The sequence below is a fragment of the Pseudoalteromonas sp. OF7H-1 genome, from assembly GCF_022347825.1.
Taxonomy (GTDB): domain Bacteria; phylum Pseudomonadota; class Gammaproteobacteria; order Enterobacterales; family Alteromonadaceae; genus Pseudoalteromonas; species Pseudoalteromonas maricaloris.
The window spans coordinates 262860-287268 of sequence record NZ_JAKRFX010000003.1 but is presented as its reverse complement, the minus strand read 5'-3'; the positions used below and the strand labels follow the sequence as shown (position 1 = coordinate 287268).

20 protein-coding genes are annotated in these 24409 nt (G+C 40.6%); 18 read left to right on the top strand and 2 right to left on the bottom strand.

Going from position 1 to position 24409, the window contains the following annotated elements:
* Positions 1-986 precede the first annotated feature (986 nt).
* From MHN30_RS05505 to MHN30_RS05420, 18 genes are all read left to right on the top strand, one after another.
* Positions 987-1868 carry a DUF1702 family protein gene (locus MHN30_RS05505; RefSeq protein ID WP_239358865.1) on the top strand — a complete coding sequence of 294 codons (882 nt, stop codon included), beginning with the start codon at positions 987-989 and terminating at the stop codon, positions 1866-1868.
* Positions 1869-1872: 4 nt separating this feature from the next.
* Complete coding sequence (locus MHN30_RS05500) at positions 1873-3486, top strand: FAD-dependent monooxygenase (RefSeq protein WP_130164908.1); 1614 nt, start codon at positions 1873-1875, stop codon at positions 3484-3486.
* Between the two features lie 109 nt (positions 3487-3595).
* Positions 3596-4516 (top strand): metal-dependent hydrolase, encoded by a 921-nt coding sequence (locus MHN30_RS05495; protein ID WP_222242279.1) that lies wholly within the window; start codon positions 3596-3598, stop codon positions 4514-4516.
* A 41-nt stretch (positions 4517-4557) separates the two neighbouring features.
* Complete coding sequence (locus MHN30_RS05490) at positions 4558-5295, top strand: 3-oxoacyl-ACP reductase family protein (RefSeq protein WP_239358859.1); 738 nt, start codon at positions 4558-4560, stop codon at positions 5293-5295.
* Positions 5296-5443: 148 nt separating this feature from the next.
* Complete coding sequence (locus tag MHN30_RS05485) at positions 5444-6358, top strand: hypothetical protein (RefSeq protein ID WP_130164905.1); 915 nt, start codon at positions 5444-5446, stop codon at positions 6356-6358.
* Positions 6359-6507: 149 nt separating this feature from the next.
* Positions 6508-6777 carry an acyl carrier protein gene (locus MHN30_RS05480; protein ID WP_130164904.1) on the top strand — a complete coding sequence of 90 codons (270 nt, stop codon included), beginning with the start codon at positions 6508-6510 and terminating at the stop codon, positions 6775-6777.
* Positions 6778-7582: 805 nt separating this feature from the next.
* On the top strand, positions 7583-8836 hold the full coding sequence (locus MHN30_RS05475; RefSeq protein ID WP_239358858.1) for a beta-ketoacyl-[acyl-carrier-protein] synthase family protein: 1254 nt from the start codon (positions 7583-7585) through the stop codon (positions 8834-8836).
* Positions 8833-9675, top strand: coding sequence for a MaoC/PaaZ C-terminal domain-containing protein (locus MHN30_RS05470; RefSeq protein ID WP_239358857.1), 843 nt, complete (start codon positions 8833-8835; stop codon positions 9673-9675). The genes MHN30_RS05475 and MHN30_RS05470 overlap by 4 nt, the downstream gene beginning before the upstream one ends.
* Before the next feature lie 88 nt (positions 9676-9763).
* Positions 9764-10459: a flavin reductase family protein gene (locus MHN30_RS05465; protein WP_130164901.1), complete on the top strand. Its 696-nt coding sequence runs from the start codon at positions 9764-9766 to the stop codon at positions 10457-10459.
* Positions 10460-10646: 187 nt separating this feature from the next.
* Positions 10647-11936, top strand: a complete 1290-nt coding sequence (locus MHN30_RS05460) for a beta-ketoacyl-ACP synthase II (protein WP_130164900.1) — start codon at positions 10647-10649, stop codon at positions 11934-11936.
* Between the two features lie 1956 nt (positions 11937-13892).
* On the top strand, positions 13893-14402 hold the full coding sequence (locus MHN30_RS05455) for a DUF3016 domain-containing protein (RefSeq protein WP_088531706.1): 510 nt from the start codon (positions 13893-13895) through the stop codon (positions 14400-14402).
* A gap of 354 nt (positions 14403-14756) precedes the next feature.
* Entirely contained in the window at positions 14757-15341 is a 585-nt protein-coding gene (locus tag MHN30_RS05450) for a TetR/AcrR family transcriptional regulator (RefSeq protein ID WP_165384115.1), read from the top strand.
* A gap of 156 nt (positions 15342-15497) precedes the next feature.
* Positions 15498-17864 (top strand): MMPL family transporter, encoded by a 2367-nt coding sequence (locus MHN30_RS05445; RefSeq protein ID WP_130164899.1) that lies wholly within the window; start codon positions 15498-15500, stop codon positions 17862-17864.
* Complete coding sequence (locus MHN30_RS05440; RefSeq protein WP_130164898.1) at positions 17845-18636, top strand: outer membrane lipoprotein-sorting protein; 792 nt, start codon at positions 17845-17847, stop codon at positions 18634-18636. The genes MHN30_RS05445 and MHN30_RS05440 overlap by 20 nt, the downstream gene beginning before the upstream one ends.
* Positions 18637-18644: 8 nt before the next feature.
* Entirely contained in the window at positions 18645-19823 is a 1179-nt protein-coding gene (locus MHN30_RS05435; protein WP_130164897.1) for a hypothetical protein, read from the top strand.
* A 9-nt stretch (positions 19824-19832) separates the two neighbouring features.
* Positions 19833-21446, top strand: coding sequence for an NAD(P)/FAD-dependent oxidoreductase (locus MHN30_RS05430; protein ID WP_130164896.1), 1614 nt, complete (start codon positions 19833-19835; stop codon positions 21444-21446).
* Between the two features lie 16 nt (positions 21447-21462).
* Positions 21463-22443, top strand: a complete 981-nt coding sequence (locus tag MHN30_RS05425) for an isocyanide synthase family protein (protein WP_222242287.1) — start codon at positions 21463-21465, stop codon at positions 22441-22443.
* Positions 22443-23237 (top strand): TauD/TfdA family dioxygenase, encoded by a 795-nt coding sequence (locus MHN30_RS05420; RefSeq protein WP_239358856.1) that lies wholly within the window; start codon positions 22443-22445, stop codon positions 23235-23237. The genes MHN30_RS05425 and MHN30_RS05420 overlap by 1 nt, the downstream gene beginning before the upstream one ends.
* 56 nt (positions 23238-23293) lie before the next feature.
* Here MHN30_RS05420 and gph read toward each other — a convergent pair whose 3' ends face one another.
* Both gph and MHN30_RS05410 read right to left on the bottom strand, forming a co-directional pair.
* On the bottom strand, positions 23294-23953 hold the full coding sequence (gene gph / locus MHN30_RS05415; RefSeq protein WP_222242291.1) for a phosphoglycolate phosphatase: 660 nt from the start codon (positions 23951-23953) through the stop codon (positions 23294-23296).
* Between the two features lie 56 nt (positions 23954-24009).
* On the bottom strand, positions 24010-24303 hold the full coding sequence (locus tag MHN30_RS05410; RefSeq protein ID WP_010605837.1) for a hypothetical protein: 294 nt from the start codon (positions 24301-24303) through the stop codon (positions 24010-24012).
* Positions 24304-24409: the final 106 nt, after the last annotated feature.

Here is a 24409-nt window from a genome sequence, read left to right as displayed (position 1 = left end):
TGAAGGGTTGGTATTTTATATCGTTTTTTTAGGAGTTACAGATCTATTTTATTTTGTATTTATCAATAAATTATTGCTTTTTTCTTTAGGTGAATTGTATTTTTTCTAATAGTTTTTTATCGCTATAATTTTCTTATTTTCAGTTTGTGGCTATGTGTGATAGTGCCTACGTTAATCACAATGGATATGTCAAAGGGAGTGTCTAAAAATAAAAAAGATAAATTCTTTTCTTAAGTGTGCAACTTATCAATTCTTATTCTTGATGTGAGTGGTGCTTGGTTTTAGTCATGTCGATCATTTTTAGTGGTGAATAAAAAATATACAGTGAGTTGGATGTGTTTAGTTTTTATTATTCAACTTTACAATGCATTGATGAAAACGGGAAAATAAGGTTGTCTCTTTATTGAACTAAAGATAAAGGTAGCTAGTACTGCTGTATCTTCAGCAATTTTTTATCGAATAAGCACCAGTAATAGCTTTAAATTTCAAGTGTTTTTTATAACTATTTGTTTTTTAAGTGAAGGTTGTGTCTTTGACTGTGGGGTATTAAATTTATCTATAAGTCTCGTAGCTAAAAGGCTACAAGGTATGAATCTCAGGTCATGCACATAACTCTATTTTGACACTTATGTGAATATTTTAAGTCTATGCTCCGGAAGTGATTTCTTTATACTTTATAAATCATGGGTTTAAGTGAATTTCCATCCAAAATTAACTGTTTTTACTATCAAATATTAAATTTTAGTGAATCCCTGTATTACATAAAAATTTAATTTTAAAACCCCTCAGCTGTTTAATAGAATGAAATTTCAAAAAAGTTTTGTGTTTAATTTGTTGCAATAATGTGCGCTATGGGTGTGGTTGTTGATTTAATGGTTGGATTTAAATATGATGTTTAAATATTGTTTATTTGCTTTGAGAAGGAAGGTCTGGCGTGACTTTCTTTTTTCTTTGGTAGTCTGATTTGAAGTGTTGAAGATAAGTATATGGATGTTATTAAAAATAAATTTGGTCGATCGGAACTATTTGCCGCACTTCCTCGAAAAGTTGATTATGAACAATGGTTTGATCCCGATAGCTCAGAAAAATCAAAGGCGCACTTTAAGTCATTGTTAGATACTTTCTACGAGAGTATGTTGGAATATGTGGATGGTAGAGACTTCTCGGCACTAGAATATCAAGTTAATAATGATAATACATTCAATGCGCCATATATTATCGAGGGCGCGGGAATGGCCTTCGGTATACTTTTTCACACTCGTTTTATTACAGTAAATGTACTTGAAAATTCTTATTTTAATATAGCAAGCATTAACAGGTTATTCTCCTTCGGGGTAGGGATGAGCATTGGCTTCCTGGGGCAACCATTTGAAAAATGCTTAGGCTTTAGGGAACGTTTGAGTTTTAGAGCAATAAAGGATGGATATGGCTTCTACTCCGGCATAAGGTTTAGGCATCGGCTGCAAAGGCATGGGCATGCTCTCATAAATGATGGTCCTTCTGACTTTGGGCTTTGGAGCGGATACGGACGTTCGTTATGGTTTGCAAGTTCATCGCAGCCAGAAAAGCTTTTTAACATCCTGCAAACCCTACCTCTGCGTAGCAGAGGTGCGGTGTGGCGTGGCGTTGGGCTGGCGGCAACATTTACTGGCGGAGCGGAACTTGACGTAATCACCGAGCTGTCTGATTTCTGCACGGAGCACCGTCATCACCTTTCACATGGTGCACAATACGGGTTGTATTTGCGCGGTAAAGCGCACGAAAATTTTCCATCGATCCAGAAAACCAAGACGATTCTCTGTAAACCATTAGATTATAACAACTCCTTTCATAAAAACATTACAACTGCATCTAGTTACTTGAGGTGAAACGATGGAACAGCGTATGGATTTAGTGGTTCTCGGTGGTGGAATGGCCGGGATGGGACTTGCACTTCAGGTGAGACGCCAACTACCTACAATTCGAATTCTTGTACTTGAACGGAACACTTTTCCTGTTGAGGAAAGTGCCTATAAAATTGGCGAGTCTACGGTAGAGGTTTCGTCTCACTACTTTGCCAATATACTTGGTTTTGGGCAGCACCTAAAAGATGAGCATTTGCCAAAACTTGGCCAGCGATTTTTCTGGGATAATGGCTCAAACACAGATATATCATCTCGCCTGGAGCTCGGGTGTCGTGATTTCCCTGCCGCTGATACTTACCAAATTGCCAGAGGACGCTTTGAAAACTTCATTATAGATAAGTGTAACCGCGATAATATTGACGTTCAGGAAGGAACTAAAGTTATTGATGTGCAGATAGGCTCAGAGGAGTCAGATCATACCGTGTTTTACGAACGTGCGGGGAGTCAAAGCCAAGTCAGTTGCAGATGGCTTGTGGACGCAACTGGCGGAGGGGCCGTACTAAAGCAGAAACTGAAACTAGATCGTGAGGCAGATCATAAGGTTAGTTCTGCATGGTTTAGGGTTGCACGTGAGGTCAAAGTAGATGAATGGAGCGAATCATTACAATGGCAAGAGCGACATGGCAGTGGCCCTGAACGACGCCTTAGTGTCAACCACCTTATGGGACGAGGCTATTGGATATGGTTAATACCGCTAGCAAGTGGCTCCACAAGTATTGGTCTCGTTGCTGATGAACATCTTCATCCAAGCTGTGAATTCGACACATTCGAAAAGCTTGTTAAGTGGATGGAAAAGCACGAGCCACAATGTGCTTCTCTGGTACAAGAAGCAGTTTCTGATTTCCAAGACTTTGGAATCTTAAAAGAATTTTCACGTCACACTACAAAAGCTTACTCACCTGATCGCTGGTTTCTAACAGGGATTGCTGGAGTATTCGTTGATCCGTTCTACTCCCCTGGAAGTGATTTTATTGCATTTAGTAATACTTTTATTACGGATCTAATTTGCAGTGACCATGCTGGGGATAAAGGTGTAGATCGTCGAATTGAAGCGGCTAATTCTTTCTTCCTAAGTCTTACAGATGCCTACTTCAAGATATTTCGTGGTCAATATGAAATCTTTGGAAACCAGCAAGTTATGCCATTAAAGATTTGTTGGGACTGGTCAATATATTGGACCCAAAATGCTTTCATTTTCTGTCAAGGAGACTATGCAGAGCTACCAAAGAAACCCGAAGTTTGGCCTTTGCTCCATTCATTTACAGCTCTCAATGAAAACATGCAACGGTTTTTCTTAACTTGGAGCCGCCTTGATACCAAAAATGAACCGACACAAGAGTACATTGATTGGACGGAGTGTGAGTTCCTTAGGTCACTAAATGAGCGTTTAGTCTGTGCGACCAAGAATACGCAGACTCTTAAGGAGTTGGAGGGTGCATTCGAAAGACTGTCTCAAGCAGCTGGGGAAATGGTACAAGCCGGTGTTAATCGTGTACCTGAACTAGAGGAGTTCTTACAGTATGTATCGGTAACTGGCCGCCGTGAACACTACAGTTATATTTTAGATAAAGTAGGTGTTTGACAATGAGCATAATAAATTACGAGGGAAGTATGAAACGAATCAATATAAGCAAGGAGCAGACTGGTGAGCGATCACTTTTAGATCATGTTTTGAATCGTTCGGAGGTTGTATGGAAAATATAACTATAAGAGCGGTCCCATTTCGTATGGAAGAAAAGGTGATAAATGAGAGTGGTTTTAACTATGCTTGGAGCCTTGAAAGAGCAACTTCCTTACTAGGGCTCGGCTACTCATTTTATGTGGAGTTTATCGAACTCTTCTATACAGGAGTTCGTTCAGCGGCGCTTAAACTGCTTACAGATCCAGCCGTGATGCGTGCCGAAAAAGATTACTACACTCAGGAAATGCACCATGCTAACCAGCATAGGAAATTGAATAAAGTGCTTCACAAGGGAGTAGTGTTTAAGGAGCGCTATCATCCAAGGGTGTATGACTTTTTGTATCCTATTTATAAAGATAAATATGAGCCAATGTTGGAAGGCGCTCGCAATGATTTGGGATTCTCAGGAAAAGATAATGTATTCCTTAAACAGGCGCTTCTTGATGTGGCTGTTTTCGAAAGTAAAACTTGTGTATCTAGCTTCGTTTTTTTCGAACAATTATTCGATAACGGGATCCTTAATTACACCATTCGAAACTCTCAAAACCTGGGGATACTTTATTTACTCGGGTACCATTTTATTGAAGAAATTGAGCATTGCAGTATTGCTGTCGATTTATACCAATCGATCTACGATGAAATAGTGTGGAGCCCTGAAGAATTGGCTAATACACGTGATCTAGACGACGTAGAAGCGATTATATCAACGTACTCAATAGCAAAGCAGATTGGTGAAGACATTTCCCGGGCGGATATTGAAGCATCTGCCTTCTATAGCGGCATAATGGCTAATCGAAGAGAACTCATTCAAGAAGGGTTTCATCCCAACGATGCTGACGTGAAGAAACGGAGAGCTTATTTGATCGAGAAGTGGGATAAGGAGTGGGAGCCGCAATTGCTTAGGGCAATTAATCAACAGTCGGCTAATTAAGTGCTGCGAGCATACGCGAATCAGTGATTGGATAGAAAGATATGAATAAAACGAAATGGGTGCTAGTTACTGGTGGAACTAGAGGTATCGGTGAAGCGATCGTACGTGAGTTAGCTGTTGCTGGGTATCGTGTTGTCTTTACATACAAAAGTAGTCAATTAAAAGCAGAGAGTATAAGTGCTAGCCTGACCGAGGAAGGGTATTTGTGCGAAGCACATCAGTGCGACATGACACAATTTAGTGAAGTAGGCGAGCTGGCTAAAAAGCTTGAGAAGGCATATGGAGCGCCGTATGCATTGGTCAACAATGCGGGAATTACCAAAGATGCGATACTTTTGAATATGGAGCTTGAGCACTGGGAAGAAGTGATGGATACCAACCTGAACTCACAGTTTTATGTCTTAAAAAGTTTGGTTAAATCGATGCTGATGCAAGGCGGCTGTATCGTCAATGTTAGTTCTGTCACTGCATTTAAGGCAAATCCGGGCCAAATCAATTATGCCGCAACAAAGGCGGCCACTATAGCAATGACAAAAACTTTGGCCAGAGAGTTGGGACGTTTCAATATCCGGGTGAACTCTCTAGCTCCAGGCCTGATTGAAACAGAAATGACATCGAAAATAGACGAGAGAAGTATGAATAGCATGTTCAAGAGTATTCCATTGGGGAGAATAGGCCAAGTGCATGATGTTGCACCAGCTGTACTTTTCTTACTCGGAGCAGGTGGAAATTATATCACAGGTCAAACACTCGTGATTGACGGTGGATTCACTGCTTAGTGTTTCCCTGCCTTTGTTTGGTTCTTTGAAGGCGTAGAGAATGGAGTGAATGTCAGTAGTTAGCGCACGTATGTTACTAAAAGCAAAGGAAAATGGTGGATGCTACTTAAGGTAGCCCTGTTCAATATAGCGATATTGGAGGAATAAGATGACTGGGATCAACACGATCGTAAAATATGGTTGTATGTCTGACGAACAAAGATGGGATGCAAATAGGTACAAATGGGAATGGCTTCGAGAACTTGAACCGGATGATAAGGAGATCGCGAAGTTACTTGACTGTCTTGCCGATGGGGAATACTCAGGTCAAGCATCTGTGGCACAGACCTACGAACTGATGATGAAAGCAAAAGAGGAAGGATATCCTAAGGAGTTGCTGGATGATTGGGGTGAATTCCTATCGTACAGCAATATTATAGCTTATGAAGAAACGCGACATGGTTTATCTGTTGGGTTGATAAACCACTACGCCTGCCATGGAAATCTCGACTACTTCGAACACTTAACTGTGAGGGACTACAGTCGGAAATACATATGGTGTTATGAAGATAGGAGATACTGGAATTTATATAGCTATGCACTAGCTCATTTGTTTGCAGAAGTGGTCAATACTGAGCTGTACAAGGATATGAGGCCGCAAATAAAGCATCCAAAGTTCAAAGAAGTCATCACGAATATTATGAAAGATGAAGCTAGACATATCCGCGCTTGGCTGAGCGTCATAAAAAATATAGTCGATGCAGACGAATACCATAAAAAGTGTTTTCTGGATGAACTCGATTGCGGTCTGAATTATCACAACGCTATGGTACATGAAACCTATTTTGAAGGGCAAAACAAGATGATGCGCTTCTTCGTTAGCTCAAAGAATGGAGAACCAGGAACCATCGAAAGGATCATCAATACTAAATATACACTTCTCAATACACTGTTTGGAGAAGATAACCCTTATAGCTTCGCACAAGTGAAAGAAAATCATTATGCGTTTCTTGCCAGAACGCGCGGAAAGAAGCGGGCCGTATTCTCGGAAGAGGTAGAAGGGAATATTTGTTTTATTGATTAATGAGAAGTTTGTCTGGGCATCTAGGATGAGTGATCCTAGCTGATTGAGAGAGCTTCTAGGTTATCGTGCGGACATAGTGATGTCTTGTCGCACTGGTGTGCATACCCATTGTAGGTATGTCGTATTTTATATAAAGGAGTAAATTTAAAATGAGTGATAAAAATAATTCAATTGCAACTTTGTTGAAGGACACGATTGGAGAGCTAGTTGATTATGACGCAAGCGACATCAACAGTAACACTAATATGGAAGAGTTGCATCTGGTTAGTCTTGACTATGTAACCATAATGGTAACTTTTAAGAAAGAGCTTGGGATTGCAGTGGACCTCGACGCTATGGCTGAAGCTGAGTTACAAACGTTTGATGACCTAGTAAATTTTGTGGCTTCAAGCCCGTTGGAAGAAGAAACACCAGCGTAGGCAAATGAGAGTGTGATAACTAGCATTGTGATTGCTTAAGCTTTGAACTAGGTAAAGGTATGGTGAAAATCCATTTCAGGTAGTTAATCGCCTAGGACGAGTGAAATCGGAGCGAATTGTCATACTCAACCGTACCCAAAGTGGTGTCAGTGTGACGGTGTAGCAGGAAGTGTTTGAAGTACTGCGGTTGAAAGGAAATATGTGTACATAATGGAATTGAGATGTATGACTGAACTTAAAAGTGCGGAGAGTAGCATATATCTGTGTGGTTATGAGACCACCAGCTATTCGAGTGAACTTTTCCAATATAGCACGTTGTTATGCAAGATTTAATTGCTAAGCGGGAAGAGAATCACAAAGCAGACTATTTCGCAGGCTCTATCTCGCATATTGAAAGGCTATCGAACATGAGTTGGGACATAACCTTCAAGGAAATATTGTGTAGTCATAAAATACAGCTACTGTCTAACATTCCTTCTCATCTAGCTGAAATTACGACTTTGATACTCACGATAAAAAGAAAACTTTTATTAGGGGCTTTCCATCATGGCTAACATTTATCTATTTCAATTTTGTGATTATCGAATAAATAAACGCCTATGAAAAAGCAGTTCAGCTGATCACTGAAGATGACCTCCATGAAAGACGCTGTTGACAGCAATAGATTTGTGCGCGTCGCTGAATAGTGTCAGAGGATATATACAATGACTGCTGTGCAATATAGCTCTGAGTCAGCAATTGGATGTGCTGAAAGCGAACTATAGAAATCTTAAAGCTGTTAAACAATTTACGGGAAAACCAAGATATGTATAAAAACCGAGTAGCGATAACCGGTTACGGAGCGATATGCCCTTTAGGAAATTCTGTACCAGAGATCTGGAAAAGCATTATTGAATATCGGCTAGGGTATGCCAAGTACACCCATCCGAATAAATCTGTGACCGCAAAGTTCTTTGGAAGAATCGAACAACCGATCAATGTGAGTAAGTTCTCTAAAAAGATACTAAAAAGTATGCCGAGATTCGGTCGCTTGGGTCTTATCGCGGCAGACGAAGCCATTGAAATGGCATTTGGACAAGAGCCACTGGCTACGCTTGATGAATTCTATGACCCTTTCGATAGAGGGATCATATTCGGAACTGGCTGGGGAGGTGAGGACACCAGTATCGCAAATAATAACTCCTATATTAAATATGGAGTAGCGTCCCCTGTTGCTAATCTTGAGTGCATGCCAAGCGTCGGTACCGGTTTGATGTCAATTAACTGGAATCTCCGAGGCTATCAAAATACTCCCGTGGCGGCCTGCGCTACAGGGAACATTGCGATTGGTGATGCTTACGAAATCATACGCAGTGGTAGAGCTAAAATGATGCTCGCTGGTGCGGCAGAAAGTGTATTAGACGATTATAACGTGTGGACTCTCGATGTCTTAGGGGCACTTTCCAAGGAGCAAAATGATGTAGAAAAGGCATGCTGTCCGTTTAGTGCCGATCGTAGTGGTTTTGTCTTAACAGAAGGTTCTGCTGCAATGGTTCTTGAAAATATGGAAGATGCAGTTCGCCGAGGTGCAAATATATTGGGTGAGATCACAGGTTATGCAAATTACTCTGACGCTTATGACATCACAGCACCGGCTGTTGACCTAAAAGGTCGCATAATGACCATTGAAAAGGCAATTGAAAGAGCACAGCTAAAGAACAATGATATTCATTACATTAATGCTCATGGGACATCGACACCGCTCAATGATGCGAACGAGACACAGGCAATCAAAGAGGTTTTTCAAGAAGATGCCAAGCGAATTCCCATTTCAAGTACAAAGTCGTATACAGGACATTTGGTTTCTGCATCCGGGATCATTGAAAGCATCTTCTGCTTGAAGACCATGGAAGGTGATATGGTACCAGCGACGGTAAACCTTAAAACACCAGATGAAAAGTTAGATCTCGATTTTACTCCTAATGAACACAGAACCGTCAAAGGCATTGAAAATGTATTAAATATTAATTATGGCTTTGGAGGCTGTAATAGCGCATTGGTGCTTAGGAGGTATAAATGAGCGTTTCTCACTCATTTACTGAAAACGAACTTCGTGACTGGGCAACGTTTTCCGGCGATTGGAATCCTATTCATTTCGATCATGAGTTGGCTAGAAAGAATGGGTTAGATTCTACAGTCGTGCATGGAATGCTTGCAATGCTTCAGGCAAAGAAAATGGCATGTGACATCATTGATGATAGTAATATAGAAATCAATTTTTCACTCAGGAAACCCATTCCATTACAGCAAGAAATGATATACGAGCTCAACAAATTAGAAAAGCACACGAATTTGAGTATAAAAAAGGGAGATAGTGGAGAGACGTTTTATATCTCGAGCATTAAGGAGAGTTCTAAACCTCTTGTGATGGATGATAAAGCCACAATTCATAGGGATCTACCCAGTGATTTTGTAAACGAAAAACGCCTTGAGTTTAGTGAAAATTACCCTGACATACCATTTGATTGGATTTTTCTCGATGCGTTGATATTTGCTATATATGTTGAGGGTAATGGTGGCACATCGCTCGCTAAAGACACTCAAGAGTTTCTTGGTAGCGAAGTCTACGAAAAAGAGTTTGCTGTCTACCAGATAAGTCATAAGGTAACTATAGCACGAAAACTAGTGGGCAAGACGCGGCAGGAGTTAAGCGGATTGAGTTACGCTACTAAGGGAGTCGATCTGGTCAGAATGACTGATTCCGTATATGGCTCGGTAGACTTCTGCGTCCTTGAAGACGATGAAGCCGTCATGAAGATTGGAATGGGGCTTATGGTGAAATTCCTCGAAAAGAGCAAACTCGTAGTTGATATGAGTGCGGGTAAATCTCCCATAACTTCGAGTCAAAGCACGCGGTGATGCTAAGTAATTTGATTGACAGACCTGAGTGATTCGGTGCCCTGTTTTTGAATACTTGTATACTAAAATAATATAAGGAGTATGTTTTATGAAATTTGATCCATTAACAGAGAAGTGTCCTCTCCCTTTTTCCGCTTTCCGTAGCTGTGTTGTACCTCGTCCGATAGCGTGGATTTCCACTAAAAGCGAGGACGGAATTTGTAATTTGGCACCTTTTAGTCAAGCGCAAATATTCAACATTGATCCACCAATGGTTTGCTTTACAGCAAACCATTACCCAAATGGGTTACGAAAGGATTCCTCTATTAATATTGAAAAAACTGGGTGGTTTGTATGGAATTTTTGTACAGAAGAACTAAAAGGTGAAATGAACGCCTCTTCCTCAATTGTCTCCCATGAAACAGACGAATTTGAGTTAGCTGGGCTTGAAAAGGAAAAGGCTGATTTATGTGATGTTAGCATGGTGGCATCCAGTCCTATAAAGATGGAGTGTGAACTTTTCAAGTTTGAAACAATTGAATGCCCACAATCGAGCCAAGTAGAGTTGGGGTTGGGTAAAGTTGATATGATTATCGGTTTGGTGCGTCGAATTCATATTAAAGAATCAGCGGTTGGTGAGGATGGTAAAATTGATATTGATACTCTTCGTCCCTTAGCAAGAATGGGGTATTTTGACTACACAACGGTTAATAATATCTTTCCAATGAGAATGCCGGTAAGTAAAGAGCTACTCGAGGCTGTTACGCCAGAAATACTAGAAAAGGTAATGTCTGGGGGCGGATAATATTATCATGCTCAAAGTGGCTATACCTAAACTAGTCCACATCGTACTCGCTGATAGTTTCTGGCCAAAAGTGGAAAAAATAAACAACAGTTTAGAGATATTTGATAATATATAACTGAGGGTCTACTGAGCACTGATCTGCTTTTTAGATTAGACGTGTAGGAAACAATATATTTCAGAGGTGAAGATGAAAGGACGAGTTGTCATAACGGGAATTGGAGCAATTTCCCCTTTAGGTGGTAGTGCTGATGAGAGCTTCGAACGCCTTATTCGTGGTGAACATGGGATACGGAAAATTGAAAGATTCGATCCAGCAGAAGTTGCATGCAAAACATTCTTTGCGGCTCAGGTAGACAAGGAGTTCAATCCAGGTAAATTTTCGCCGTTCAAAAATTTGTCTTTGGCCGAACAAACCAAGCAGCTAAAAAAACTTGATCGTCATCAGGTTTTCGCGATGATCGCAGCGGCCGAAGCGATTGAAATGGCACAGTTACATGATGAAACTGATCCTGAAAAGTTGCATCGAATTGGTGTTAATTTTTCTACGGGCGTTGGGGGCCTTGAAAGTGTTGAGCAATGCACTACTACTTCTCGATCAGGGTCCCGACAATCACCGTTCGGTAACTTAAAGTTTCTGCCAAACATCGCTGCTGGCTATATTGCGAGTACTTGGGGGTTTAGCGGGCCGAATAATGCGCACTGCACAGCATGTGCGGCTGGTTCGCACTCTATTGCCGACGGTTACAATGCAATCGTAAGTGGCGAAGCGGACATAATTGTCGCCGGTGGAACTGAAGCCGCAATTACACCAGTTGGAATCGGAACTTTTAATGCTCAGTCTGCTATGTCTACCAAAAATGATGCTCCCGAACAGGCTTCGCGGCCCTTTACCAGTGATCGACGAGGGTTTGTAATGGGTGAAGGTGCGGCGGCTATCGTTCTGGAAGATCTTTCTCACGCGCTTGAACGTGGAGCCACGATTCTTGCTGAACTTGTATCATTTTGTAGAACTGGGGATGGAAAAACGGGGGGATCAATAACTGCGCCTCACCCTCAGGGGTTAGGAGCGAAACGTGCGATGGAAGGAGCCATAGTAAGATCAGGTCGTCCAGCAACGTCCGTAGATTTCGTAAACGCGCACGCCACAAGTACTCAGGCTGATGGCACTGAAATTAGGGCGATTCGTGACGTATTTGGTCCTCATGCACCTAATGTTGCTGTCTCTGCAACTAAGTCGTGCACAGGTCATTTGTTAGGGGCATCAGGAGCACTACAAGCTGTTTTTACTGTGCTATCCATTAAACACGGAGTTGTGCCTTTTACTAGGAATTTGACGGAAGATAACTTGGATTCTGAGTGCGCAGGAGTACGGCATGTATTCGGTGAACCACTGAGGCAAAAAGTTGATTTTGCACTATCAAATTCGTTTGGCTTCGGAGGAACTAATGTTTGTCTCGCTTTTGGTTCATACTCATAGCGGCAATGCATAAGAGCTATTAGGCCTCATTATTAGGTGAATACGGCTCAGTTGTAATGATTTTGGAAGTCATCAGGCCCCTTATTGTTGTTTGTGAAACAAGCACTATGGACTGCTTACGCTAGTCCCCTTGGAATCACAAGATAATAAGGAAAATATTGTCCGATAAGGTGTATTAGCTCAAAAATTAAACTGGTAGTTACCCACCTTTATAGGTGACTGTCAGTTTTAATTTCTGTATATACCAAAGAGGCTTCAATAGAGATTTTGTAGTTATAGGTAACTTTTTGAAAAATAAAAGTTTATCCTTTATTTCACCTTAGGGGTATAAAGTGAGGTATGCTACTTTTCCCCCATTCTAATAGTTTAATAGAAACAAATAGTTAGATTTCACATGGGCGGCGTGATGTAATAAACATCACCCTCTAAGTACTACACGCTTTAGAAAAAACCTAATACATTGATGTTAGGGTTTTTTTGTGTCTGGAATTTTCTAAAATTTCATCATTTTGGGGCAAAGTGGGGGTATCGATTTAACGCCCATGTGTTGTTTCTAGTGCATAATAAGTGCGCTGAAAAGCTTTGCATTAGTTTCTTTTAGTGCCTCATGTTAGAGGAAGTAGACATGCCCTCGACGGAACATGTGATCGTATTTTCGATATGAATAGCATTAAACCCAGCCCAATCTAGTGACTTCGTGTCACAATGCTATCCGTGGTGAGTGCAAAGCGCTTACCATAACATCACAAGTAAATTAAGATTATTGCTTACTGCAAAAATCGTGATGCACCTTAATAACCTGAATTTGGGATAAGAAGTTAGTTAAGCTACTAAAACGCCTAAGTTCAAAAGTATAACATCACTCTAGCCAGAAGTTATTTCTTAATACAAGGCAAATTTGTGCGTCAATACTGGCCTATTGCAAGCAAATTTAACGCAGTAGTAAGGGATAACAGTTGCTAGAGAACAAGTTGTTATCCTGAGTTCAGGTTTAATAATATGTAGGTGAATGGGGGGGCTCCCCCTTTTATACAAGCGGAAATATATGCTTAAAATGAGAAAAAACTTGCTGAACCTTGAGGTTGTTAGTTCGTTGTATTTTACATTGTATGGCATATTTCTGCACTTTAATCCAGAGTCTATTGACCATAGCAAGATAAAGATACTTTACTTCTTGACCCCAATGTTCTTCGCATATTTTATTTATTCACTCACTCGATCCTTTAAGTCATACAAAACGGTAAGCTTGTCTCATGACCATTTGTCTTTAGATAGAAATACTATAGATATGAGTGAAATTGAGTTTGTAAAGATTGATATTATTTATGCTTTTGAGTCTATTGGCTGGATTAGAAAAGTTGAGGTTTACTATAAATATATTGATGGTAAATATTGTTACTTTTCAGGGTTTTATAAATTAAACTTGAACTACAAAGAACTGACTGATCTATATAAAGAAAATCATAAGATAACGATAGAAAAGAGTAGCTGACAATCAATGTGAAATGTTTACGTTTTTCTATTGGTCGGATTTATCATGCAGGGTAAGTAGCAGTGGTTTGATGGGGGGTAAAAGAGCATAGAGATGAAGCTACTCGATTGCTTATAGTCGTAAAGATACTGCTTTGATTACATCCATTTGAGAACGATTTACCCTAATCTCGGTCTTACTAACTATAAACTAACTTGAACGTTGGCAGAGTAGCAACTTGCGCGCTAGCGATTGAGATTTCTTAAGAGTGCTTTAACTTTGTTTTTAATAGCCCCGAAAACCTACATTGCTTTTGAGAAAGCACTTATCTAGGGTGGAATAGTATTAGTGAACTTAGTTTTTCATTCAGTTAGCTAACTAACTTTTGTGTACAGCTTTAGGTTGGTTATGTAAATGTAGTCAAATGTCACACTGCGTAAAAGGGTGTGATCTTGCTTTACTTCGCACAATGAAGGAGTAAGGTGATGGTAGAGTTTGAAGGAGATCCAAAGATGAAAACACAAATTGCAATACTTGCTTTATTTATGACTCCCTTGTTTGTCAATGCAGGTGAGGTCGCTGTGACTTGGAAGGACTTTAAAGAGTATCGCGATGTTAAACCAGGTAATGAAACGCGAGGTTCATTTCATAAACGGGTTGAAAAGCAACTGCAGAAACACCTAGAAGAATTAGCGACTAAATTACCCGAGGGCTACAAGCTCGCAATTACCTTTGATGAGATAGACCTTGCTGGTGATGTTCATTACGGTACCACTGATATTCGGGTGATTAAACCAATCCATTTCCCCCGTTTTGAAATTAGCTATAAGTTAACAGATAAGTCTGGTAAAACCATCGCAGAGGAAAATGGCGTGACGTTAAAAGATATGTCGTTCATGGATAGAATAAAAAGAGGCATGGACGAATCCTTTTATTATGAAAAGCGTCTTTTAACTGACTGGTTTGAAGATGACTTGATGAAGAAAGCTAGTTGAGTTGATCAATAGTTATGGTGACCTTGATGAGAGCGCCGAGATTGGGCATTCTCATCTTCTTTTAGCTGAATATTAGTAAGTTAGATGAGTGCTACTACTTGTACTCTATTGTGGGAATTTTTAGTTTTATACCTCAAAATATTTTGCCTACCTCAAATACATGTTACTGTTCCTTGGAGTTGTGAAAAGTTCTAATCGTAACTCACTACTTATTTCGTACTTAGGTTGGATGCTTTTATAAGCACCTAAGCTGAACTAAAGTCATAACAATCCAATTGTTACGGTTTTATTATTTTGTTGTGATTTTGTTGACTTTTTTATTTCAGAATGTATATTCTGTTTTTTGAGGAGCCTATGGGAAGAACGCGAGAGTTTAATGTCGATAAAGCATTGGAACAAGCGACAATCCTGTTTTGGAAGCAAGGGTATAGGAATACTTCCATGGAACAGTTAGTCACTTGTACTGGTGTTAGTCGGTACGGGTTTTACCAAGAATTTGGTAATAAAAAGGAATTGTTTCAACGCTGTTTGCAGGAGTATTCTCTGCGTAAAATTGGACCTGGGCTTAAGCGTTTAAGTGCAAGCGATGGCAGTTTGGCAGACTTAACTGCATTTTTTAACTTGTATAGTCAAAACATTGCAGCGCATGGTGCTAATGGCTGCTTGATCTGTAATACGGCCACAGAAGTGGGTGAGTCCGACCCTGATATGAATTCGGCGGTGCAACAGGTCTACAGTGCGTTGAGTGCGCAGTTTCGAGATTTCATTGAAAAAGCGCAAGCGCAAGGTGAGATTCGCAAAGAGATTGATGCAAACAGTTTGAGCTTTTGTTTACTTGGTGTGCTTCAAGGTGTAGCCGTGATGGCAAAAGGAGATTTCCATCGTGAAACTCTGAGACATTACTTAACTACGATTTTTGACATGATGGCGCAGAAGTAACGAAAGATAATACGTCGTGATAAAGATTTGAATTGAGTGATCAGTAAAGATTACCCAAAGCGTTTGCTTAATTGCTAGAAGTGATCGTGAAGAAAAGCTTTTAGCTATTTTTTTATTTTATATCAGAATAGTTGTTCTGTTATTTAAGGAGAGACAATGGGATCATCGCTAGAAGGAGTTGCTAAGCGACTCGGTGAGTTTGTCACTAGATATAAATACTTGTGTTTACTCTTCAGTATCATGTCTTGTATTGCAATTGGTATTGGGGCAAAAGGCTTAACATTTTCTAATGATTATCGGGCATTTTTTAGTGCTTCAAACCCCGAACTACTGGCTTTTGAAGCTTTTCAGGACAAGTACACCAAGAACGATAATATTCTTATTGTTGTGCATCAAAAAGAGGGTAACGGTTTATCCAAACAACACGCAATGGTGGTTGAGCAGCTGACAGAGGCTGCGTGGCAAACCCCCTATGCTAGTCGAGTCGACTCTGTGACTAACTTTCAGCATAGTTACGCGGAGGGAGATGAGCTGATAGTTGCGGACTTGATGAAAAACATCCAGTCATTAAGTGAAGAAGACATTTTACAAAAAGCGGAAATTGCACAACAAGAACCTTTATTAAAACAGCGCTTGATCGCAAATAACGGGAAGACGACAGGTATCAATATTACCGTTCAGTACCCAGGTGAATCACTGACTGAAGTACCGACAGCGGTAAAGCATGTTCGCGAAATAGTCGCAAAAGCACAGCAAGAGAATCCTGATTTAGTGTTTGCGCTTTCTGGAATTTCGATGCTAAACAATGCGTTTAGTGAGTCAGGGCAGCAAGATGCCGAAACCCTTACGCCTATCATGTATTTGGTTTTGATCATTGTAATGTACTGTGGATTACGCAGTTTTCCAGGAACTATTGCAGCTGTATCTGTGGTGATTTTCTCAAGTGTTGTTGCTATGGGGATCAGTGGCTACGCTGGTATTCAATTAACTCCTATTTCGATAACCGCACCGACTATTATTCTAACGCTAGCGATAGCTGACAGCATACACGTTTTGTTGTCTTACTATGCAGCAAGAAAAGCAGGACACGAAAAAAATCACGCGATAGTGGAAAGTTTACGAATTAACTTCGTTCCCGTATCTATAACCAGCTTGACTACAATTGTAGGCTTTTTAACTCTTAACATGTCGGATGCCCCTCCATTTGCCGATTTGGGCAACATTACAGCATTTGGTATTGCTGCTGCTTGGGTATTATCTCTAATTTTACTACCCAGCCTCATCGCCATTTTGCCAGACAAAAAGAGCTATGCAACTCGTACAAGCATGTTATCTCATTACTTAGGTCGTTTTGGTGGTGTTGTCGCGCAGAAATATCGAGCTATTTTGCTATTTACTGTTGTTGCGATTGCGGCTAGTGCCTACGTGGTCCCTAATATTGATCTCAATGATGAGTTTGTGAAGTACTTTGATCATCGAGTGGAGTTTCGCCGTGATACTGATTTTACCATGGAAAACCTTACTGGTATTTATGTGGTTGAGTTTGATGTTGAAAGTGGCAAAGTAGGTGGGATCAGTGAGCCTGAATATCTTACCAATCTGAATCAATTTACACAGTGGCTGAGAATGCAACCAGAGGTGGTTCATGTCTATAGTTACACGGATATTGTTAAGCGTCTCAACAAAAATATGCATCAAGATGACACCAGTATGTATCGTTTACCTGCTGATAGAGAGTTAGCAGCGCAGTATCTCCTGCTTTATGAAATGTCCTTGCCATTTGGGTTAGACCTGACGGACAGGATCAGTATGGATAAATCGGCAACTCGAGTAAGCTTGACTCTAGATAACCTCTCAACTGGCCAGATCCAATCTTTTATCGCTCGTACTGAGGCTTGGTTAGCCGACCATACACCAGATGCTATGCATGCTAAAGCAACCGGTGCGACCGTAATGTTCTCACATATTTTCCAGCGTAACGCAGAAAGCATGCTCAGCGGTAATTTAATTGCCGTTATCGTGATCACCTTGATTATGGTGATGACGCTGAGAAGTATTAAATATGGGATCGCAAGTATTCTACCCAACACAATTCCGATGCTATTCACTTTTGGTATTTGGGCTATATTGGTCGGTCAAGTTGGTGTGGCGGCGGCTACGGTAACTTCAACTTCTTTAGGGATCATTGTTGATAATACCGTGCATTTCCTATCCAAGTACTTACGGGCGAGGCGAGAGCAGGGATTGGACCCAGCAGGTGCGGTGAAGTATGCCTTTGAAACCGTCGGTGAAGCTATTTTACTGACCACATTTATTCTGGCTGGCGGCTTCGCAGTGTTGGCCTATTCAACCTTTATGATCAATGCGCAGATGGGGCTGCTAACTGCACTTGCCATTGTCATGGCACTCATCGTGGACTTTTTATTCTTACCCGCGCTGCTTATGTTACTGGCTAAAAGATCAAAGCAAGCGAGCAAAGCGTCTATTCAAGAAGGAACGAAAAATGAAATCTACAACGCCTAAGTTTTTATCGCATTTAGCAATCGGATTGCTGGTTATACCTTTTGCCAGCAACGCAACGCAAGACAATCTAGGCTACAACATTGCAGCTAAAGCAGATCGTTCAGATCGAGGTTTTGAAGTCAGTGCCGTTGATTTAAAAATGCGTTTGATAGACAAGAAAGGCCAAGAAACCGAACGTTTATTGACCATGAAAACTATGGAAGTGGCAGACGAAGACAAAGGTGACAAAAGCCTTATTATTTTTAACTCTCCTGCAGATGTAAAAGAAACCAAGCTGCTTTCACATGCGCAAATTATAGATGCTGATGATCAGTGGTTATATCTCCCAGCGCTTAAGCGTGTTAAACGGATATCTTCTGCAAACAAATCGGGACCATTTGTTGGCAGCGAGTTTGCGTTTGAAGATTTTACAGCACAAGAACTCAATAAGTATAGCTATGAATATGTATCGGAAGAGGCGTGTGGCGAGCTGACATGTGCGGTGATAGATCGGTTTCCAAAATATGAAAACTCGGGATATACCAAACAACGTGCATTAATAGATACCAAGGATTATCAAGTTAGAAAAATAGACTTCTACGATAGAAAAGGCAGTCATTTAAAAACATTGAGCCTAGATAACTACAAGTTATATCAACAGGCGTACTGGCGCCCGCTTACCATGACAATGGAAAATCATCAGTCGGGCAAAAAGACGATATTAGAGTTTTCAGACTACCAATTTGATATTGCCTTGAGTGCTCGCGACTTTATTAAGTCGTCGTTGAAATAGGGGGTGGTATGCGACTCAAGGCGATGCTTGCTGTTGTGCTATCTTGCATTCCTTATGCGAAAGCAGAGATGGAATGGCAAAGTAGCACCAGCATTGACCTTAGCACTCGGCAGTATAATGGCTCTCCAATGAGAGCCTCACAACTTGACCGAGAATTCGATGCTAAATTGATGTGGGAGTTGGATTTTGAAAACCCGAAAACAGGTTTAAGCGGAGGGTTTAAACCTGTGTTGAGTGCAGCGAAAAATGAGGGGGTAAGGGCATTCGACATTCAAGAAGCATATATCACTCGCTCTTTCTCACAAGGACAGTTGAATGTTGGTGTAAATACTGTTTTTTGGGGAGTTGCAGAGTCTCGTCATTTGGTTGATATCGTCAATCAAAAGCAGCCGACACGAAATTTAGATAACGAGTCTAAGCTTGGAGAGTTACTACTTCATTATCAGCATTTTACTGATAATGGTCATTGGTTTGCCATGTCTTTACCTTATTTTCGTGAGCGTGATTTCGGCCTTCCTGATGATCGCTTGTCGTTGCCACTGGCTGTAACAGATGAGCAATTTGTAGGCCGAGATGCTAATTATAGAGGTAGCTACTTATTAGGTTATCGCGGTGTGCTAGGTGATTGGGATGTTGGAGCCTACTACTTCGACGGCATCGACAGGGAGCCCGTTATACGGCCTAATGATAATCAAAAGTTCGATGCCATTTATCGGCGCCTTCAACAAACAGCATTGGACTTACAGTGGACGTCTGAGTACCTGCTTGGGAAGGTTGAAGCGGTACATCGCCAACACCAAATGGGAGGGAAAAGCTGGGCTTATGTAGTCGGTGCCGAATACTACTTTTACGGTATCGCCAATTCCAACAAAGATCTCAGTTTACTCATGGAGTTACATAGAGATACCGAAGAACAGGTGAATCTAAATCGTCTCTATCAAGATGCGACATTTATTGGCATGCGACTCGCGTGGAATGATGTTGATGATACGAGCATGATTACTGGGGTCTTAATCGATAACGATACTGGGGCTCACACCATTAAAACCGAATTTTCGACTAGGCTCTCCAGTCACTTGAGTCTAGCGCTTGAAGCAAACTTGTTTTTAGAGCAAACCCAGCGTGATGCGACCTACGGGTTTAAAGATGATGATTTTATAGAACTTAGGCTGACTTACTACCTTTAAGGAGAAATTATGGTAAGCCAATACGCAGATGTATTGATTATTGGTGGTTCAATGGCGGGGGCTTGCTTGGCAAGACAACTAAAATTGGCTCACCCAGATATGAAAATTACGGTTATAGAGAGAAAGCAGGCGTTTAATAGTTGGGTTGGAGAGTCGACGCTGGAGTCTTTTTGGGACTACATGGCAAATGATTTAAAGCTTGGTTTTTACCTTGAAACAAACCACCTATACAAACATGGACTGCGTTTTTACTTTGATAGTGATAACCGCGATTTAAGTGTGGAAGAACTGAGTGAGCTTGGGCGTAGTTGGTATCATGGCATCCCTGCGCATCAAATTGACCGCGAAAAGTTTGATAACGATATGGTGCAGTTTAATCGTGAACTAGGTGTCGATGTTGTAATGGGTACTACAGTTAATGAAATTAGTCTCGATGCGCAGCAAGGACACACTGTAGTTACCAGTGGTAGCACTTATACTTGTCGTTATTTAGTTGATGCATCGGGCTTTAATTCACCGTTGGGTAAACAGCTTGGATTAATTGAATCACAAAATGATCGCCATCCTGTGAGTTCATACTGGGGAAGGTTTAAGCATATTGAGCTGATTGATCATCTTGGAAGTGATGAGTGGCGTGCTCGCTCGAACTTTACGAGTAGAGCATTGGCTACCAATCACTTTATGTACAAAGGATATTGGATTTGGTTAATTCCATTGAATCAAGACACCTTTAGCATTGGGATTACTGCTAAAAATAATGAAGTGAATTTAAATATTCGTTCAGCTGAAGAGTTTGAGCAGTTTTTACGCTCTCATCAAGCACTCAATGAAATTCTAGGACAGCACGCTGAATTATTAGATTACACGTCAATGAAACGACTATCTAGAAAGGCAAAGCAATCCTTTTCTACAGAACGCTGGTTCTTAACTGGAATGTCATCAGCCTTTTTAGATCCCTTGTTATCACCAGGTTCTGCTTACTTAACCGATGCTAACCGCATGATTGGCGAACTTATTGAGGCGGATATCGCCGAAGATGCAGAAATGTTTGCCGGTAAAACAAAGGCATTCAATGCGTATCTTCTTTCTTGGTATGAGAGTTTTATGTTGCACATTACAGGTAACTACCATGGTAGTTATGAAGTACATAAAACGCATTTTGAAGCATTATTAATGCATTGGTTTGGTTTTATTTTACCGTCTTCTATGTCTCGTCGTTATGGTTATTGCCCAAGCCTGCATGGAATGAGTCAAGACGAAGTCAATCAAAAAGCCATCGCGATGATAGAAAATGCTGCGATTGCACGAATTCACGTATTAAAAGATGAGTTTATTCAATTAATCAAAGGGTATGAATACCGTTACAATCGTGGACACTTTTTCGATATTGAACTCACGCGACAACGTATGAAACACGCACACACAAGAGGTGCAATGTTAGATGATGCGGCGATTGCAGAGTTAGATCATGCACTTTTGGAAGTCACCTATCAGGGGTTTTTACGTAGTTTATGTGAAATTCAAAAGGTCGACTTTGACGAAGAAAAAATGCCGATGGTAGTTCAAGCCGCTATCGAAGATAAATTATCACTTACCCATGCTATGCAGCTTTTTCACATATAAAAATTAGGCAAAGAAAATGGAAAATTTAGCTATTAAACACCGCATCCAGGATTGTCAAATACAGTCGTTAGCAGAAGATATTATTTCACTAATTTTTGAGCAACGCCGTTTGTTACCTATAGAAGATAACGCACCATTCACTGAGCAGATCGCGGGGCATGTGGAGAGGGTCGAGCAATTCATCGCAAATAACGAACCTATTAATATGGTATTGCCAGCTTTCCCTGCAAAGTCACCAAATAGAACGAAAACACTGGGTTTCTTGCCTGATAAAGGGGAGTTCTATGCATTTGAACGCTTAGTCAATCTCTGTAAACAGATTGAATCTATTTATGAACCAGGTGCAAAAGTAACAATTTGTTCTGATGGTCGGGTTTTTGCCGATATCATTCATGTCACGGATTCACATGTCAGTCAGTACGTAAATACACTACGCCAATACGCGGCTCGTCATTACCCTAACTATTTTGAATTCTTTAATTTAGAAGATGTATTTGACAAAGTTGATGACTTTACTGTACTTCGTGAAGAGCTGATGATCCGCTACGGAGAGAGCTTGTCAGACTTACGTCAACGCGTGAAAAATGAAAAAGAAGCGTCCACGATGTATAAAGGCATAACACGCTTTATGTTGGAAGATTTCTCTGGCATTGACAAGTTTTCGGATTATAGCCGCACAGCGTTGCAAAAAGTTGCTAAAACAGCTGCCTACCGAGTGATCCAAAGGAGTAATGCATGGAGTCGATTGTTGAAAGATCACTTACCTGAAGCGTTACGTCTATCAATTCACCCTCAATACTTGGTGTCTGAAAAAATTGGTATTTCTTTAGTTTCACAAACAGATGTCTGGACAACGCCATGGCATTCAGTATTAGTGAAAGATAATACAAGTTATCAACTCATGCCACGTGAACAAGCTGAGAAGTTAGGTTGTGTATTGGTGTTCAACGAAGGGCGTGCAAGTCATTTTGAGCGCATTCATCGAGGAGCGGAGTGATGGATACTATTAAAGCCTTGGATAGCGTTGGAGTTGTCATTGATGCAACTTCTATGGCTTGTCAAAGAGTTGAGCGTCTTAATATCGCTTCATTGATCGATGAAATATTTTCTCAAGGACTGGTTGTGCTCAAAGGATTTGAGCCCCTCAATGATACTGATATGGAGTTAGTAGCTAAAGAGATCGGTCCGCTTTTACAGTGGGACTTCGGTTATGTACTTGATTTAAAAATACAAGAACAACCGCAAAATCATATTTTCAGTGAGGGAAAGGTAGAGTTGCACTGGGACGGAGCATTCGCCTCAGAAGAGCCAAGGTTCAACTTCTTTCAATGCTTGCAGAGTAGTTGCAGCTCTGGTGGTGGAGAGACTACATTTTTGAATACAACACGGTTACTAGAAAGCCTACCGAACGATACCATTGAGCAATGGAAGCAAATTCGGATCCGTTATGAAACGGAAAAGAAAGCCCACTATGGAGGGGTGATTGAAGTTCCTCTAATAAGCCGTCACCCTAAGACAGGCAAGCTTCGCATGCGTTATATTGAACCTTTCAATAAAGATAATATGGCAGTGAATCCAGTTGAGACGCAGGTGATAGGTTTTGATACTTATCAAAGTGACGTCTTTTTGAAAGAAATGAATTCGTTACTTTACTCGTCGAACTACTTTTATAAACATAGTTGGAGGAAAGGCGAGTTTGTGTTTGTGGATAATCTAGCTTTATTACATGGACGCAGTCGCTTTGAAGGAAGTGGCTTAAATCGTCATCTAAAACGGGTTCATATTCTATAGTAATGTATTTACTTTCTCATAGCTCACATGGATGTGAGCTTTTTTATCTAAGATTACTAATTGAATAGTGCTAATACTTCCGATAAATCACTGATAATAGCGTCAGGCTCACTTCGTGAAATTGGATTGCCATGATTATAGCCATAGTCAACGGTAACGACTTTACAACCTGCATTTCGTGCGGTTGCAACATCGTTGATCGAGTCACCAACATAAAACCCATCTTGTACTTTGCAATTCATAATATTTACAGAAGTGTATAAAGGCAGTGGATCTGGCTTTTTCTTCTTCAAAGTGTCAGCACACACAATTGTGTCAAACATCGTTTTAATTTCTAAGTGCTCTAATAATTTATGGGTATGTGAAGTGTTCTTGTTGGTGACTAAAGCGAGTTTAATTTTTTGCTGACGTAAACTTTGCAGTGTAGTTTTTGCATTAGAGAATAAACAGGATGAGCGTGTGACACAGTCATCGTAAATGGTTTCAAGCAAACGAGTCGCTTCGGCTCTGTCAATATTGGTATTGTTATGGAAGTCTAACGCACGTTCAGTCAGCTTAGTTGTACCATTGCCAATCCAGGTTTTAACAAGGGCAAGTTCAATATCCGGCAAATAATAATGGTTTAATGTTGTGTTTAAAGCGTAGGCGATATCTTCAGCGGTACTTACTAAAGTACCGTCTAAATCAAAGCCAACCCAAGTCGGGTATGTAAACATGATTTCATTCCTTGTACATTATAGAGGCCCCAAACAACAGAACCAGAATTGATAAATTATTTAAAAGTAGCGAGTAGTTGTAATAGGCTTTGTAGCTTTTTCACAACAAGTGCAAGTTTTTGCTCGTCAATTTCTTCAGTTGTCGATAGGCCTTCAACGTCGGCTGCAACATCTAAAACATAAGGTTTAAAGCGTTTTGCTTCAAACGTAAACCCCGCTTCTTCTGTAAATAGCGCTTTAAACTTACCATGACCCTGCTGCTGCAATTCATCGAGTTTTTTATCCGCATCTAGTGCTTGGCGGTATATGATCTTGAGATTTTCATTGAGTTTTTCGATAACGGCTTGCATGGTCAGTCCTAATCGCCCTACTAAAAGCGCTTATTTTAAGGGTTTCATTTACAAATGTCAGGTGTAAATCTACCCTTTTATAAGTAGTACAAAGGAATTGGAAATT

Bases quoted from the DNA above. Each gene is read 5' to 3' on its own strand.
- MHN30_RS05505 (WP_239358865.1), top strand. From the start codon at position 987: ATGGATGTTATTAAAAATAAATTTGGTCGATCGGAACTATTTGCCGCA.
- MHN30_RS05495 (WP_222242279.1), top strand. From the start codon at position 3,596: ATGGAAAATATAACTATAAGAGCGGTCCCATTTCGTATGGAAGAAAAG.
- MHN30_RS05420 (WP_239358856.1), top strand. From the start codon at position 22,443: ATGGATACTATTAAAGCCTTGGATAGCGTTGGAGTTGTCATTGATGCA.
- MHN30_RS05470 (WP_239358857.1), top strand. From the start codon at position 8,833: ATGAGCGTTTCTCACTCATTTACTGAAAACGAACTTCGTGACTGGGCA.
- MHN30_RS05450 (WP_165384115.1), top strand. From the start codon at position 14,757: ATGGGAAGAACGCGAGAGTTTAATGTCGATAAAGCATTGGAACAAGCG.
- MHN30_RS05480 (WP_130164904.1), top strand. From the start codon at position 6,508: ATGAGTGATAAAAATAATTCAATTGCAACTTTGTTGAAGGACACGATT.
- MHN30_RS05465 (WP_130164901.1), top strand. From the start codon at position 9,764: ATGAAATTTGATCCATTAACAGAGAAGTGTCCTCTCCCTTTTTCCGCT.
- MHN30_RS05455 (WP_088531706.1), top strand. From the start codon at position 13,893: ATGGTAGAGTTTGAAGGAGATCCAAAGATGAAAACACAAATTGCAATA.
- MHN30_RS05460 (WP_130164900.1), top strand. From the start codon at position 10,647: ATGAAAGGACGAGTTGTCATAACGGGAATTGGAGCAATTTCCCCTTTA.
- gph (WP_222242291.1), bottom strand. From the start codon at position 23,953: ATGTTTACATACCCGACTTGGGTTGGCTTTGATTTAGACGGTACTTTA.
- MHN30_RS05410 (WP_010605837.1), bottom strand. From the start codon at position 24,303: ATGCAAGCCGTTATCGAAAAACTCAATGAAAATCTCAAGATCATATAC.
- MHN30_RS05475 (WP_239358858.1), top strand. From the start codon at position 7,583: ATGTATAAAAACCGAGTAGCGATAACCGGTTACGGAGCGATATGCCCT.
- MHN30_RS05500 (WP_130164908.1), top strand. From the start codon at position 1,873: ATGGAACAGCGTATGGATTTAGTGGTTCTCGGTGGTGGAATGGCCGGG.
- MHN30_RS05430 (WP_130164896.1), top strand. From the start codon at position 19,833: ATGGTAAGCCAATACGCAGATGTATTGATTATTGGTGGTTCAATGGCG.
- MHN30_RS05445 (WP_130164899.1), top strand. From the start codon at position 15,498: ATGGGATCATCGCTAGAAGGAGTTGCTAAGCGACTCGGTGAGTTTGTC.
- MHN30_RS05425 (WP_222242287.1), top strand. From the start codon at position 21,463: ATGGAAAATTTAGCTATTAAACACCGCATCCAGGATTGTCAAATACAG.
- MHN30_RS05440 (WP_130164898.1), top strand. From the start codon at position 17,845: ATGAAATCTACAACGCCTAAGTTTTTATCGCATTTAGCAATCGGATTG.
- MHN30_RS05435 (WP_130164897.1), top strand. From the start codon at position 18,645: ATGCGACTCAAGGCGATGCTTGCTGTTGTGCTATCTTGCATTCCTTAT.
- MHN30_RS05485 (WP_130164905.1), top strand. From the start codon at position 5,444: ATGACTGGGATCAACACGATCGTAAAATATGGTTGTATGTCTGACGAA.
- MHN30_RS05490 (WP_239358859.1), top strand. From the start codon at position 4,558: ATGAATAAAACGAAATGGGTGCTAGTTACTGGTGGAACTAGAGGTATC.